Source organism: Photobacterium carnosum, from assembly GCF_002849605.1.
In the GTDB taxonomy this organism is placed as follows: domain Bacteria; phylum Pseudomonadota; class Gammaproteobacteria; order Enterobacterales; family Vibrionaceae; genus Photobacterium; species Photobacterium carnosum.
The window spans coordinates 113,000-127,868 of sequence record NZ_NPIB01000005.1 but is presented as its reverse complement, the minus strand read 5'-3'; the positions used below and the strand labels follow the sequence as shown (position 1 = coordinate 127,868).

Below are 14,869 nucleotides of genomic sequence, written 5' to 3'. Positions count from 1 at the left end.
GTTCTCTGGTATCCATTATTCGCGCTGAATGGGCGATTGATTGTGTTGTTGGCGGTGGTCTGTGATTGCTGTTACTCAGAACCAAATCAACACTGGCAGAGATTAAAGTGGCGTAAATTTGCGGCTATTGTAGTTATCTTTTGAAAAATAGCAATCGTTTGCTTTGTTTTTAATCATTGCGGTCGGTAGGTCTAAATATAAAGAGGAAATGAATCACGGTTAATGACTTTGGGTTGTTATAACCGTGATGAAAGAAGCGTTAAGCGTTAGAGTAATTTTCTCGTTGACCAATCCAACGATCGATAATTGCAATCGCATTATCAGGATATTGGTCGTGAATATGACGGGCTAATTTTTGGACTTGGGGAATTAAGTATTGATCACGAATCAAATCAGCCACTTTAAAATCAGCAATGCCAGTTTGTTTCGTTCCCAGTAATTCACCGGGGCCACGAATTTCAAGATCGCGCTCTGCGATCACAAAGCCATCACTGCTTTCACGTAATACCGCTAATCGTTTTTGTGCGGTTTTGGTTAGTGGCGCATGGTAAAGCAATACACAATGACTGGCGATTTCACCTCGACCGACTCGACCTCGTAGTTGGTGTAATTGGGCTAATCCAAGCCGTTCTGGATTTTCAATCACCATTAAGCTGGCATTGGGAACATCAACCCCGACTTCAATTACTGTTGTTGCGACCAGCAAATCAATTTCACCTGCTTTGAAGCTTGCCATAATGGCTTGTTTCTCTTTGGGTTTCATTCGACCGTGGACTAAGCCAACCTTGATGTCTGGTAATAACCGCGTTAATTCATCGGCAGTATCGGATGCTGCTTGTGCTTCAAGTACTTCCGATTCATCAATTAAAGTACACACCCAATAGATTTGGCGGCCTTCTTGTTGGCATGCGGCGCGAATACGTTCAATAATTTGCGGACGACGACTATCTGGTAGCGCCACCGTTTGAATTGGGGTTCGACCTGGCGGTAACTCATCAATCACCGAGGTATCCATGTCGGCATAAGCGGTCATGGCTAAGGTGCGGGGGATCGGCGTTGCTGTCATCACTAATTGATGTGGATAACATCCATTCGTTGCGCCTTTTTCGCGGAGATCAAGCCGTTGATGGACACCAAAACGGTGTTGTTCATCGATAATAATCAGGGCGAGGTTATTAAATACCACTTGGTCTTGAAATAAAGCATGGGTTCCCACCACCATTTTGGCGTCACCATTAGCGATACGTACTAATTCTTTTTCACGCGCTTTGCCTTTAAGTTTACCTGCTATCCAACCAACACCAATGCCCATTGGATTCAACCACTGGCTAAAGTTGGCAACATGTTGTTCTGCCAATAATTCCGTTGGTGCCATTAATGCAACTTGATAACCATGTTCAATCGCACGTAAAGCGGCAAGGGCTGCGACTAAGGTTTTACCCGAGCCTACATCCCCTTGCACTAAGCGCATCATTGGTTGTGATTTAGTAAGGTCCGCTTCAATATCGGCCACTACTCGTTGCTGTGCGCCTGTTGGGGTAAACGGTAAGCTCGCTAATAGTTGTTGTTTGAGTGTATCTTGGGGAGAAAATGACCAGCTTTGATGTTGTTGACCTTTACTGCGTAGCGCTAGCATTGATAAGTTTTGGGCTAACAATTCTTCTAAAATCAGTCGTTTTTGAGCTGGATGTTTACCTGCATCAAGTTGTTCTAATGAAATGTCAGCGGTAGGACGATGCATCAATTGTAGCGCTTGTGCCAGCGTCATTTGTTGGTCGTATAGCCCTGCGGGAAGTAATTCTGTTACGGCTGATTTTTCAAGCAGCGCTAAAGCTTGATCGGTTAAATTACGTAATGTGGTTTGGCGTAAACCATCAGTGGTTGGGTATACCGGCGTGAGGGTTTCTTCAACACTGAGTTCTGTTGGCTTTGAAAAAAGGCGGTAATCAGGATGAATGATTTCAAGTCCAAATTGGCTGCCTTTGATTTCGCCATAGGCTTTGACTTGTTTACCGTCACTAAAACTATTCTTCATCGCAGCATTAAAATTAAAAAACTTTAACGTGACTGAACCAGTATCATCGCCAATTTTTACGGTCAGCATTTTGCGTTTGCCAAATTGAATGCTGCAATGGCTGACTTCACCTTGAACCGTTAGAAATTGCCCAGGCGCAACGCGATTAATTGGCCAAATACGGGTGCGATCCTCATAACGTAATGGTAAGTGAAATAGCACATCTTGGACGTTATTAAGTCCGATTTTATGCAGTTTTTCTGCCATTTTTGCGCCGATACCAACTAGTTCGGTGAGGGCGACAGTATTGAGGAGTTGTCCGCTCATGGTTAATCCTTTTTTATTGCGCTAGTTGCTACTGGGCGTTTGATTTTCTTCGCTTGCATTGCCGCCCACCATTGTTCATCGGCAACAATTTGGCCTTGATCGTCTAATTGTGGATACGGTAGATTTTTCTGTTTGGCGACATTGGCTAACACTGGATGACCACGTTCAAATAAAATGCGATTAACCACACTGTCATCAAGCAAGGTGGTGGTGCGATCATACATGCCTGCATTCTGGCGTTGGCGTTGTGCTTCATAGAGAATTAAGGCACTGGCAACTGACACGTTGAGTGACTGTACCATGCCAACCATTGGAATAATGATGTCTTGGTCTGCCAGTGCTAATGCTTCAGCTGTGATCCCATTTTTTTCGCCACCGAGAATAATTGCCGTCGGTTTTGTGTAATCAACATCACGAAAATCAACTGCAGTGGTCGATAAATTAGTGGCGAGTATTTGCATACCTTGGGATTTTAGTGCGCTAATAGCATTGATCATGGTGTCGTGAATTTCAAGTTCAACCCAATTACGGGCTCCCGCTGAGGTATGGCTTAATACTTTCATTGCTTCTTTTGGCCACACAGCATGCACTTTGTGAACCCCAACAGCGTCGGCGGTGCGAATAATCGCTGAGACATTATTGGGTTTATGCACTTCTTCCATACATACGGTGAGATCAGGTTGGCGAGTGGCTAAGACTTGATGGATACGTTGAAAGCGATCAGGGGTCATATTGTTATGCTATTTGCGAAAATAAGAATAACGTTATAATAATATGGATTGAAAGCCAAATACACAAAACGCCCATAAGTGGGCGTTTTATTAAGATCATTAACCGCAGATAAGGTTAATTTTTTTGGCGAGCAACCCGCACTACATCCGGCATAATACGAATACGACGCATAATATTAGCTAAGTGCACGCGGCTCTTGGTGGTTAGACGTACCGTTATTGTATACAAACGGCCATCTTTTTCTTCGGTCGATAAACCTTGGATATTAGAGCCAGTTGCAGCAATAGTATTGGTTAAACCGGCTAAAGCACCTTGATGATTTTGCATATCGACTTTGAGGTTAGTGATAAACTCTTGTTCAATACCTTCGCTCCATTCAACCGCCATGTACTTATCGGGTTCCTTTCGGTAACCACGAATATTGGCACATTCTTCACGGTGAATCACTAAGCCTTTGCCTGGACTTACATGGGCAACGATTGGATCGCCATGGATCGGATGACAGCAATTAGCAAAGGTTAGTAAAATACCATCAGCCCCTTGAATTGGTAATCGACGATCGCTGCTTTTCGCTGTTAGTTCGTCGGCGTTACCCAATAATCGGCGCGCAATCACCACACTCATCAGTTCACCTAAACCAATTTCAGTCAGTAAATCATCAATTGTTTCAAGTTTAAGATCGCTTAATACTTTAGTGATGTTTTCTGGGGCGATAGTCTGCATACTCACGCCACCTAAGGCATGATTGAGTAGACGACGACCGAGAGTTATTGATTCATCACGACGCATGGTTTTTAAAACTTGACGAATTTTAGTGCGCGCACGTGAAGTGACCACATAGTTAAGCCATGCGGCATTAGGTCGAGCACCAGGGGCGCTGATAATGTCGATGGTTTGGCCATTTTTAAGTGGTTTACTTAATGGATAAGGCTGGCGATCAACACGAGAGCCGACGCAGGTATTCCCAATATCAGTATGTACAGCATAGGCAAAATCAACTGCGGTTGCACCGACGGGCAATTCAACAATACGGCCTTTAGGGGTGAAAACGTAAATTTCATCAGGGAAAAGATCAGATTTTACATTTTCGATAAACTCAAATGAGCTTCCCGCACTTTGCTGTAATTCAAGTAGGCTTTGCATCCAACGTTGGGCTTTAATTTGGGCGGTAGTACCAGGGGTTTCACCGTCTTTGTAAGTCCAATGAGCTGCTACACCTTTATCTGCCATTTGATCCATGTCTTCAGTGCGAATCTGAACTTCAACAGGTACCCCGTGAGGGCCTACCAATGAGGTATGCAGTGACTGATAGCCATTGGCTTTTGGAATGGCGATATAATCTTTCACACGGCTTGGGCGTGGTTTGTACAGGTTATGTACTTGACCCAAAACGCGGTAGCAAGTATCAAGATCGTTGACTAATACGCGGAAAGCGTAGATGTCCATGATCGAATGAAAGCGCTGTTCTTTATTCTTCATCTTGTTATAGATAGAGTATAAATTCTTTTCGCGGCCAGATACTTTTGCTGCTATCCCCGCATCGTTAAGGCGACCCTCAATTTCTACGTGGATCTTATGAATCATTTCTTTGCGATTGCCACGGGCTGCTGCGACGACTTGTTTTAGAACGCGGTAGCGGTTGGGATATAACGCTTCAAAGCCAAGCTCTTCAAGTTCAGATTTGATGTTATGGATACCAAGGCGGTGGGCAAGCGGAGAGTATATTTCAAGGGTTTCGCGAGCAATGCGGCGGCGTTTATCAGGACGTAAAGCCCCTAACGTGCGCATATTATGCGTACGATCGGCAAGTTTGATCAGAATCACCCGAATATCATGTGCCATGGCCATGATCATTTTACGGAAATTCTCAGCTTGTGCTTCTTTGCGATCGCGGAATTTTAGTTTATCGAGTTTAGATACGCCATCAACCAATTCGGCAACGGTATCGCCAAAACGGCAGGCTAAATCCTCTTTAGTGACCTCGGTATCTTCAATCACATCATGCAGCAAGGCTGCCATCAGTGCTTCAATATCAAGACGCATTTCTGCCAGAATACGGGCAACCGCAACTGGATGGATTATATAAGGCTCGCCTGTTGAACGAGTTTGGCCTTCATGGGCGTCGCGAGCAACAAGATAAGCCTGCCGAAGCACCTCAAGTTGAGGCTCCGACAGGTACTTGGTTGCGACTTCTTTCAGGCTATCAAAAAGATACAATGCCTGGTTTCCTGATTAACGGTGATGGTCGCCAGCAATAGCACTTACCGCAGCTAATTCAGCTGCTTCTTGCTCTTGCAGTTCCTGACGCTCGCGAGCATCAAGGATATCTTTAGTAATTAGGCCTTCTTCTATTTCACGAAGTGCAATTACTGTGTATTTGTCATTTTCTGCAGGAACCAATGGTTCCTTACCACCAGTTTGCAGTTGACGTGCTCGGCGAGAAGCAATTTGAATCAGATCGAAACGATTACCAATTTTATCAACAGCGTCTTGAACAGTTACGCGTGCCATGGAGGGCTCCAGTGGTTATTAAATTAGGGATAGAAAATTGTACAAAATAACTTACTGATCTGCTAGTAGCGCAGTCAACATGCTTCTATATTTAGCAGTTTGCTTGTCTTGCTTCAATCGTTCTGCACGAATAATTGCTTTAAAGTCAATTAACGCGACATCGAAATCATCATTAACGATCACATAATCGTATTCGTTATAGTGTGATATCTCTGAACGTGCTTCTTCCATACGACGGGCAATAACGGCTTCGCTGTCTTGACCTCGAGTATTAAGTCGACGCTCCAATTCCTCTTTTGACGGAGGTAGAATAAACAAGCTTTTGGCGAGAGGCATTAGTTTACGAATTTGACGTGCACCTTGCCAATCGATATCTAAAAAGACATCAATACCTTTATTTAATTGCTGCTCAATCCATGGACGAGAAGTACCATAATAATTGCTAAACACTTCGGCATGCTCAAGGAATGCACCTTGTTCTACCAAGTCAGTAAATTCTTCTACGCTAACGAAATTGTAATGAACGCCGTTTTCCTCGCCCGGGCGCATGCCACGGGTCGTATGGGACACGGATACTTTCATGTCATAGGTCGGATTAGTTTCAAGAAGGGCATTAATCAAACTTGATTTACCAGCACCACTTGGGGCCGACACGATGTATAGAGTACCTTTGCTCATTGCCTATTTTCACTCAGTGATAGAAGGGCGCGAAGATTATCACGATCTGCGCATAATTGAAATTAGCTGATTGCTTAAAAATTCATCTTTTTATTATGTCAACTTAACTTAAGCCTAGCTGGCTTTGATGAGGTTTTACAATAAGACGACATTTTTAAACCACTTTCCAAGCAGATATATCCTCAGCTTGGAAAGCTTGAGTCAGGATTATTTACTCAATGTTCTGAATCTGCTCACGCATTTGCTCGATTAATACTTTTAGTTCAACCGCAGATGCTGTGACGTCAGTATTGATTGATTTTGATGCCAATGTGTTTGATTCACGATTAAATTCTTGCATCATAAAATCAAGACGACGACCACATGCGCCACCTTTGGCAAGAATTTTATTGGTTTCTTTTACGTGTGAATCAAGGCGATCAAGTTCTTCAGCAACATCACTTTTTTGTGCCAGCATGATCAGTTCTTGCTCTAGGCGGTTGCTATCAAGATCAACTTTAGCTTCATCAAGACGAGACATAATACGCTCGCGTTGCCAAATCATAATTTGCGGCATTAAAGTGCGTACTTTGATAGCTTCTGTTGAAATTGCTACTAAACGTTGATCGATCAACTGCTTCATGTTGTCGCCTTCGCTTGCACGCGCGGCAATAAAGTCATCCATTGCGAGCTCAAAGCCCGTTAATAAATCTTTATTAATTACATCTAAATCTTGTTCTGGTGCTTCCATCACTCCCGGCCAGTTAAGCACCTGAAATGGACCAATATTACCTTCACCAGCGGTTTCTGTTACCCAACGTGCCGCATTAATCACTTGTTTTGCTAATGCTTCATTGATAGTTAATTCAGCATTACCCGCAATATTAGCTTCATAACGAAGATTACATTCAACTTTTCCGCGCGCTAAACGTTTACGAAAACGTTCACGCAATACTGGCTCAAGGCTACGGAATTGCTCTGGCATACGAATATAGGTTTCAAGATAACGTTGGTTTACTGAGCGGATTTCCCACACAGCAGTACCCCAATCGCCTTTTACTTCGCGACGGGCATAAGCAGTCATACTATGGATCATTGGCTTGTGACCTTTTAGTTATAATGGTTTCGACGGCTAGATTTAGCATATTCAATGGTAAGTCTGGTCTGTTAATAACGATAGCGGTGCGTCGTAACCGAGTTTTATCATTATATGCGAAATCGTCCATTGTGGGCTACTGTTGTAAATGCAAAACAAGGTTGAATCCATCGTTATAGCCGTGGGTTTCTCGTGCACTGGGATTGAGATGTCGCTATAATCGCTGGTTAATATCATCCAGCCAAAGGGAAATCCCGATGCGTCCAAGCGGAAGAAGTGCCACTCAGGTACGTCCAATCACTATTACTCGTAATTATACAGCCCATGCTGAGGGTTCAGTATTAGTTGAATTTGGCAACACCAAAGTAATTTGTACTGCTAGTGTTGAAGAAAATGTGCCGCGTTGGCTTAAAGGTAAAGGCCAAGGTTGGGTGACTGCAGAATATGGCATGTTGCCACGTGCAACGCATACTCGTAATCGTCGTGAAGCTGCCAGTGGTAAACAAGGCGGTCGTACCATGGAAATTCAACGTCTGATTGCGCGTAGTTTACGTGCAGCGGTTGATTTAAAAGTCCTTGGCGAGCAAATGATCACTATTGATTGTGATGTGATTCAAGCTGATGGTGGTACACGAACTGCTTCTATTACGGGTGCAATGGTAGCGTTGGTTGATGCAATTAATTATATGCTTGAAAAAGGTATGATTAAGAAAAATCCACTTAAAGGAATGGTTGCTGCCGTTTCTGTTGGTATCTATAAAGGCGAGCCAATTTGCGATCTTGAATATCTTGAAGACTCAGCCGCTGAAACTGACATGAATGTAGTGATGACCGAAGATGGCAAGATGATTGAAATTCAAGGGACCGCCGAAGGTGAGGCGTTCAGTCATGAAGAGTTGTTGGCAATGCTCGCACTGGCCAAAGACGGTATAACTGAGATTATATCGATGCAAAAACAAGTCTTAGAAAATTAATGATTAAGCGGTTCCTATTGGAGCCGCTTTTTTTTATCTAAATTTTATTGGCTATAGGAATAGTCGTAATTTTTAGCCGCAACAGTTTTACATGCTTAGCCGTAATGTAAAGGTTGCTTCCATTTCAATATTGTAAAACACGAAAGTCGTTTTAAGGAGCCACAATGAAAGCATATCAGCGTCAGTTCATCGAATTTGCCCTAGAGAAAGGTGTATTGAAGTTTGGTGAGTTCACTCTGAAGTCCGGCCGTAAGAGTCCGTATTTCTTTAATGCGGGATTATTTAACACTGGTCGTGATCTTGCGCGTCTAGGCCGTTTTTATGCTGCAGCATTGGTTGACGCCAAGCTTGAATTTGATGTGTTGTTTGGCCCTGCGTACAAAGGGATCCCCATTGCAACGACGACGGCTGTGGCATTAGCGGATCACCATGATATTGATACGCCATATTGCTTTAACCGTAAAGAAGCTAAAAATCACGGTGAAGGTGGCAATCTTGTTGGGAGTGATCTTGTTGGTCGTATTATGTTAGTTGATGATGTGATCACCGCAGGAACGGCCATTCGTGAATCAATGGAAATCATTAAAGCGAACGGTGCTGATTTAGCGGGCGTATTAGTCGCAATTGATCGCCAAGAAAAAGGCCAAAGTGAATTATCTGCGATTCAAGAAGTTGAACGTGACTTTGGTTGTGCCGTGATTTCAATTGTATCGCTAGGGGATGTCGTCACCTACTTAAGCGAACAAGCGGATATGGAACAACATTTAGCATCTGTCACCGCGTACCGTACTCAATATGGCGTGTGATAGCGGTTTAATCCGTAAGCGGTAATAAAAAAGCGAGGGTCAATGGACTCTCGCTTTTTTTATGGTGCTTTTATAGTGGGTTTTGTTGGTGTGGTTAACCTAACTGACCGCTAAGCAGTTGCCAGTAATCATCAAAGTTTTCGGTTGGCTTATATTTAAAGCTAGAACGAACATAACGGCTAAGGCTACCTTCAACTTGACCGAGTAGCTGAGCCGCTAAAATTGATTCCTCAACAGGAAAGCCTTTGCCTTCACGTAACTTACGCTCTTTCAGTATTTGACGTAATTGTGATTCAATTCGTTCAAATAATTGATTAATGCGAGACTGTAGGCGATCTTGTTCAAACATTAATGCGTGTCCAGTCATGATGCGACTTAGACCCGGGTTACGTTCACCAAACATTAAGATTAGTTGTAGCACCATACGCAGACGAGTAAGGGTATCTTTTTCGTCATCAAGAATGCGGTTAATACGGGTAATAATTGAATCTTCGATAAATTCAATCAGGCCTTCAAACATCCGTGCTTTACTTGGGAAGTGGCGATAGAGTGCAGCTTCCGAGACCCCAACATTAGCCGCCAGCATTTTGGTGGTAATACGTTGGCTTCCTTGATTTGATTCCAACATATGAGCAAGACACTGAAGTATCTCTTCGCGGCGATTGCTTTTTTTGGTGCCAGCCATGAATTATCGTTCCTTTGCAAAATGAGACTGTCCATGGACAGCATGAACCCCGCTTATCTTAGCGATGCCGTTGCGTCGTGAAAAGCGATCGATGGTAAATGTATGCAGTTTATCCGCAAAAAAAGCGCAACTCTCAATAGTCGCGCTTTGTACTTAAACATTATTGGTTATTTTATCATCAAAACCATTTTATACATTAAAGGTATAGCGCCGGCAGTTATTGATTTAAATAAAACTATTGACGGCCTGAGTGACCAAAACCACCTTCACCACGCTGACTTGCATCGTCAAAATCGGTCACGATATTAAACTGCGCTTGTACGACAGGTAAGAAAACGAGCTGTGCAATACGATCGCCAGGTTCAATAGTAAAGGTGGTATCACCACGGTTCCAAACTGACACCATTAATTGACCTTGGTAATCTGAATCAATAAGTCCAACTAGGTTACCTAAGACGATGCCATGCTTATGACCAAGGCCTGAGCGCGGTAAAATTGTTGCTGCAAGCTGAGGATTGCCAATATGAATCGCTAACCCCGTTGAGACGAGATGGGTTTCACCTGGTGCAACGGTTAATGCTTGATCAAGACATGCACGTAAATCAAGCCCAGCAGAGCCAGTGGTTGCATACGCGGGTAATGGAAACTCTGTTCCCACTCGAGGGTCAAGAATTTTAAGATCGATAGTATTCATAATTATGCTCTAGTGCGTGGCGTGTTGATAAAGGGCAACAATTTCGGTAACTAATTGTTGGCCGAGATCTGCTTTGGTGGCTAATGGTAATGCTTTATCGCCGTTAGGCCAGTATAAATGGAGTGCATTAGTGTCGCTATTAAAGCCTTGGCCTTGGACGGATACATCATTAGCACAAATAAGGTCGAGATTTTTAGTGGTGAGTTTACCACGAGCATAATGCTCTACATTTTGGGTTTCAGCAGCAAAGCCAACAGTAAAGGGACGTTGTTCTGTTAGCGCTGCAATAGAGGCAACGATATCGGGGTTCTTTACTAGTTGAATTACCATCTCTTCATTACCAGGCTGCTTTTTCATCTTTTGTTCTGCAACCTGTGCTGGACGGAAATCAGCAACGGCGGCACAGGCAATAAATATTTCATTCTTTACTGCGCAAGCTAATGCTGCCTGCTGCATCTCAACGGCGCTATTAATATTAATTCGAGTTACGCCAGCTGGTGTCGTAAGGTTAACTGGCCCACTGATTAAGGTGACATTAGCCCCACGTTTAGCGGCGGCGGCGGCAATCGCAAAGCCCATCTTGCCTGAACTGTAATTACTTAAGTAACGTACCGGATCAATCGCCTCACGGGTCGGTCCTGCGGTGATAACAATATTTAGTTCACTAAGATCGGGTTGTTGAAAAAAATCTTCACAATGATGCACCAGTTGCATTGGTTCTAACATTCGTCCTGGGCCAACATCCCCACATGCTTGCTCACCGCTGGCTGGTCCCCATAACATCAATCCACGACGTTGCAGAGTCGCAAGATTTTCTTGGGTGGCGACATTGCGGTACATCTGTTGGTTCATGGCTGGTGCGACGGCAATAGGAGCGTCGGTGGCTAGACACAATGTTGATAGTAAATCATTACCCATGCCCGCATTGATTCGAGCAATTAAATCTGCAGTTGCTGGGGCTAACAAAACAAGGTCAGCCCATTTAGCTAATTCGATATGACTCATAGATGCTTCAGCAGAAGGATCCAATAAGCTGCTTGAAACTGGATTACCTGACACAGCTTGCATTGTTAACGGGGTAATGAACTCTTGTGCCGCTTTGGTCATTACGACTTGGACTTGTGCACCGCGTTCGATTAAACGACGAGTAAGTTCTGCGCATTTATAGGCAGCGATACCGCCGCTAATGCCGAGAAGGATTTTTTTTCCTGCCAGTGTTTGCATGGTTTTGCCTGTGTCTAGAAGCCTGTAAATTTGGCAGATACGATAGCATCAAACGTATAAATGGTCATTGCTTGCAATCCCTCGTTTTATTTTTAGAAGTGATCATGTCGAGGTTCTACAGTTGTAAGACAAAGTATTCATCATAAACTTTGGAGGTGCATTCAAGGAACGTTGGTTGCTGGGTTGTATAAAAGCGATAGCCTGTTTTGCTAGTGAAATATCAATACAAGGAGGGAATATGTCGCTTAAGCAATTGCCGTTAGCCTCGCGACCACGAGAAAAATTATTATCTCATGGTGCTAATGCGCTAACTGATGCCGAATTATTAGCTATTTTTTTACGTACCGGAATAAAAGGCATGAATGCGTTAGAACTGGCGACGTATTTATTGCAAGAATTTGGCTCTTTACGCGCTTTGCTTGCAGCGGATAAAGAGACTTTTTGTCAGGTTAAAGGTTTGGGTCCAGCAAAATTTGCACTTTTACAGGCCGTTTTGGCCATGGGAGACCGATATTTAGAAGAAATTTTAAAAAAAGATAATGTGCTCACAAACCCACAAAATACCCGCCAATATTTAGTTAAAAAACTACGCCATAAACAGCGTGAAGCCTTTTATATCCTATTCCTAGACAATCAGCATCGAGTGATCACAGGGGAGGTATTATTTGAAGGAACACTCGATTGTGCGAGCGTTTATCCACGCGAAGTTGTAAAAAGATCACTAGAACTTAATGCAGCAGCGTTAATTTTAGCGCATAATCACCCATCAGGCGTTGCTGAACCTAGTCAGGCTGACCATCGAATAACCCGCAAGATCAGCGATTCGCTGGCTTTAGTCGATATTCGTGTTCTGGATCATTTTGTTGTCGGTGAGGGGGATGTTATTTCCTTTGCCGAGCGCGGTTGGCTATAAAATAGACAATTTTCGGTAAAAAAAGTGAGAAAGGATCTGCTCGGGACTTGAGCAACTGGTTTTGACTTAGTATAATGCGCGACCTTTGATAGCTGTGGTTATATGTAAAATTGAATTTTACATTAAATTTCCATGGTAGATATCGAGCGAAACGATTTGGAGAAGACAGTAATGTCCCGAGTATGCCAAGTAACTGGTAAGCGTCCTGTAACGGGTAACAACCGTTCACACGCACGTAATGCCACCAAGCGTCGTTTTCTGCCGAACCTGCAAACTCATCGTTTCTGGGTAGAAAGCGAAAAACGCTTCGTTAAACTACGTCTTACCGCTAAAGGTATGCGTATCATTGATAAGAAAGGTATTGATATCGTTCTTGCAGAGATGCGTGTTCGCGGCGAGAACGTTTAGAGGAATTTGAACAATGGCAAAAGGCATTCGTGAGAAGATCCGTCTAGTATCATCAGCTGGTACAGGCCACTTCTACACTACCGACAAAAACAAGCGCAACATGCCAGGCAAATTTGAGATCAAGAAATTTGATCCAGTAGTTCGCCAGCACGTGCTTTACAAAGAAGCTAAAATCAAGTAATTGATTTTAAATTTTTTGATAAAAACCCAGCCTAGCTGGGTTTTTTTATATTTAAAATTCCACATACTCTTCCTGCTTTCCTGCTTTCCTGCTTTCCTGCTTTCCTGCTTTCCTGCTTTTTTCTATTTTTAATTACCGACATTCAACAAGAACATAATTGGCTGTTGTTATTGATGATGGCAATGTTATCTTAATCACTATCAGTAAACACGCATAGGAGCGTCTGAGCATGCGGTTAACGCGACGCGGATGGAATAACGTTATCATTATCGGTGTTTTGGCTTTTATTGCCGTCATACAGCTTCCAGGGCTTATTCGTGCCCGCCTAACAACGCCTGTAGCGTCAGTCCCATCGCCAGCGGTGATTCCATTATTTGCTCAGGATCGAATTATTCAACGATTGTTGTTACCTAAAATGGCTTTTCAACATTCAGTGGCGGGTTGGGAAAGTAATCCTTCGATAACATTGGATATCGCTACTTTTATCGCGCGTTGGCAAACGTTAGCGGGGACAGAGGTGAGCGAACAACAGTTAGTTTCATTAAAAAGTCAGTTGAAAACCCCTCGTACAGTTGAAGCATGGTTGGTTGGTTATTCTCAACCGCAACGGATCACTGCCTATCAATTACCCCATTTTTGGCTATTTAATAATGGCACTGGGCAATGGCTTGCTGTAACCGTTGATGCTGATTTTTTATTTCCGCGATTATCTTCAAAATTATAATTATTATTGGAGCAAGATAAAGATGCCTGAATTACCGGAAGTTGAAGTGACTCGAATGGGGATCACGCCGCATGTTGTTGGACAAGTGGTTACTGAAATTATTATTCGTAATTCGAGATTGCGATGGCCAATCCCTGACGCGATTAAAAATATTGAAGGCCAAGTGATCCGCAAGGTTACGCGCCGAGCAAAATATTTATTATTAGAAACCGATATTGGATATGCGATTGTCCATCTTGGTATGTCGGGTAATTTACGTATTTTGCCCGCAGGTTCAGCTGTAGAAAAACATGATCACGTTGATGTGGTATTAGCCAGTGGTGAAATACTGCGTTATAACGACCCTCGTCGCTTTGGAGCGTGGTTATGGCAACAGGCAGGTGAAAGCCACGCGGTACTAGAGAAAATGGGCCCAGAGCCGCTCAGTGATGATTTTAATGGTGATTACTTAGTTGCAAAGGCGAAAGGAAAGCGTAAAGCAATTAAATTGTTGATTATGGATAATCATGTTGTGGTGGGGGTCGGTAATATTTATGCCAATGAATCGTTATTTGCAGCGAGGATTGACCCACAATGTCCCGCAGGAAAAGTCTCAATTGTACAATTACAACTATTGGTGTCTGAAATAAAAATCGTATTACAAAAAGCAATCGCTCAAGGTGGTACGACTTTAAAAGATTTTAAAAATGCCGATGGTAAGCCTGGGTATTTTGCTCAAGAGCTACAGGTCTATGGTAAAGGTGGGCAACCATGTCCGCGTTGTGGTGAACCTTTAACGGATATTAAGCTGGGTCAGCGAGCCACTGTTTTTTGTGGTAAGTGTCAGTGTTAAATGAGTGTTTATTCATTTTTAGTTAACGATGGGTTCACTTTTTTTGATCAAAAGTAAGTATAAATATTGTTATTATTGCCATCTAAATTTA

The 14,869-nt window shown here is 43.2% G+C and carries 16 protein-coding genes; 7 read left to right on the top strand and 9 right to left on the bottom strand.

Going from position 1 to position 14,869, the window contains the following annotated elements; translation table 11 throughout:
• Positions 1-259 precede the first annotated feature (259 nt).
• From recG to CIK00_RS06710, 6 genes are all read right to left on the bottom strand, one after another.
• Entirely contained in the window at positions 260-2,341 is a 2,082-nt protein-coding gene (gene recG / locus CIK00_RS06735) for an ATP-dependent DNA helicase RecG (protein ID WP_101768137.1), read from the bottom strand.
• Between the two features lie 2 nt (positions 2,342-2,343).
• Entirely contained in the window at positions 2,344-3,072 is a 729-nt protein-coding gene (gene trmH / locus CIK00_RS06730) for a tRNA (guanosine(18)-2'-O)-methyltransferase TrmH (protein ID WP_101768136.1), read from the bottom strand.
• 115 nt (positions 3,073-3,187) lie between these two features.
• Positions 3,188-5,290 carry a bifunctional GTP diphosphokinase/guanosine-3',5'-bis pyrophosphate 3'-pyrophosphohydrolase gene (gene spoT / locus CIK00_RS06725; RefSeq protein WP_101768135.1) on the bottom strand — a complete coding sequence of 701 codons (2,103 nt, stop codon included), beginning with the start codon at positions 5,288-5,290 and terminating at the stop codon, positions 3,188-3,190.
• 15 nt (positions 5,291-5,305) lie between these two features.
• Positions 5,306-5,584 carry a DNA-directed RNA polymerase subunit omega gene (gene rpoZ / locus CIK00_RS06720; protein WP_101768134.1) on the bottom strand — a complete coding sequence of 93 codons (279 nt, stop codon included), beginning with the start codon at positions 5,582-5,584 and terminating at the stop codon, positions 5,306-5,308.
• Positions 5,585-5,635: 51 nt separating this feature from the next.
• Positions 5,636-6,262 carry a guanylate kinase gene (gene gmk / locus CIK00_RS06715; protein WP_101768133.1) on the bottom strand — a complete coding sequence of 209 codons (627 nt, stop codon included), beginning with the start codon at positions 6,260-6,262 and terminating at the stop codon, positions 5,636-5,638.
• A gap of 211 nt (positions 6,263-6,473) precedes the next feature.
• The gene (locus tag CIK00_RS06710; protein ID WP_101768132.1) at positions 6,474-7,337 is read right to left on the bottom strand and encodes a YicC/YloC family endoribonuclease; all 864 of its coding nucleotides are present in this window, start codon (positions 7,335-7,337) and stop codon (positions 6,474-6,476) included.
• A gap of 257 nt (positions 7,338-7,594) precedes the next feature.
• On the opposite strand from CIK00_RS06710, the gene rph reads away from it, so the two are divergent.
• Together rph and pyrE are read left to right on the top strand one after the other, a co-directional pair.
• Positions 7,595-8,311, top strand: coding sequence for a ribonuclease PH (gene rph, locus CIK00_RS06705; protein WP_101768131.1), 717 nt, complete (start codon positions 7,595-7,597; stop codon positions 8,309-8,311).
• Between the two features lie 164 nt (positions 8,312-8,475).
• Positions 8,476-9,117: an orotate phosphoribosyltransferase gene (gene pyrE / locus CIK00_RS06700; RefSeq protein ID WP_101768130.1), complete on the top strand. Its 642-nt coding sequence runs from the start codon at positions 8,476-8,478 to the stop codon at positions 9,115-9,117.
• A gap of 94 nt (positions 9,118-9,211) precedes the next feature.
• Here the strand turns inward: pyrE and slmA are convergent, their stop codons facing one another.
• The 3 genes from slmA to coaBC form a co-directional block, all read right to left on the bottom strand.
• Positions 9,212-9,802 carry a nucleoid occlusion factor SlmA gene (gene slmA / locus CIK00_RS06695; RefSeq protein ID WP_045035899.1) on the bottom strand — a complete coding sequence of 197 codons (591 nt, stop codon included), beginning with the start codon at positions 9,800-9,802 and terminating at the stop codon, positions 9,212-9,214.
• A 235-nt stretch (positions 9,803-10,037) separates the two neighbouring features.
• On the bottom strand, positions 10,038-10,496 hold the full coding sequence (dut, locus tag CIK00_RS06690) for a dUTP diphosphatase (RefSeq protein WP_101768129.1): 459 nt from the start codon (positions 10,494-10,496) through the stop codon (positions 10,038-10,040).
• Between the two features lie 9 nt (positions 10,497-10,505).
• The gene (gene coaBC, locus CIK00_RS06685) at positions 10,506-11,720 is read right to left on the bottom strand and encodes a bifunctional phosphopantothenoylcysteine decarboxylase/phosphopantothenate--cysteine ligase CoaBC (protein ID WP_101768128.1); all 1,215 of its coding nucleotides are present in this window, start codon (positions 11,718-11,720) and stop codon (positions 10,506-10,508) included.
• 238 nt (positions 11,721-11,958) lie between these two features.
• On the opposite strand from coaBC, the gene radC reads away from it, so the two are divergent.
• The 5 genes from radC (at position 11,959) to mutM (ending at position 14,778) form a co-directional block, all read left to right on the top strand.
• A complete protein-coding gene (gene radC / locus CIK00_RS06680; protein ID WP_101768127.1) occupies positions 11,959-12,633 on the top strand; it encodes a RadC family protein in 675 nt (224 codons plus the stop codon).
• Between the two features lie 171 nt (positions 12,634-12,804).
• Positions 12,805-13,041 (top strand): 50S ribosomal protein L28, encoded by a 237-nt coding sequence (rpmB, locus tag CIK00_RS06675; protein ID WP_045031821.1) that lies wholly within the window; start codon positions 12,805-12,807, stop codon positions 13,039-13,041.
• A 13-nt stretch (positions 13,042-13,054) separates the two neighbouring features.
• Positions 13,055-13,222: a 50S ribosomal protein L33 gene (gene rpmG / locus CIK00_RS06670; RefSeq protein ID WP_005371942.1), complete on the top strand. Its 168-nt coding sequence runs from the start codon at positions 13,055-13,057 to the stop codon at positions 13,220-13,222.
• A gap of 229 nt (positions 13,223-13,451) precedes the next feature.
• Entirely contained in the window at positions 13,452-13,946 is a 495-nt protein-coding gene (locus CIK00_RS06665; protein ID WP_101768126.1) for a hypothetical protein, read from the top strand.
• A 22-nt stretch (positions 13,947-13,968) separates the two neighbouring features.
• Complete coding sequence (gene mutM, locus CIK00_RS06660; RefSeq protein WP_101768125.1) at positions 13,969-14,778, top strand: bifunctional DNA-formamidopyrimidine glycosylase/DNA-(apurinic or apyrimidinic site) lyase; 810 nt, start codon at positions 13,969-13,971, stop codon at positions 14,776-14,778.
• The last annotated feature ends 91 nt before the right edge of the window (positions 14,779-14,869 follow it).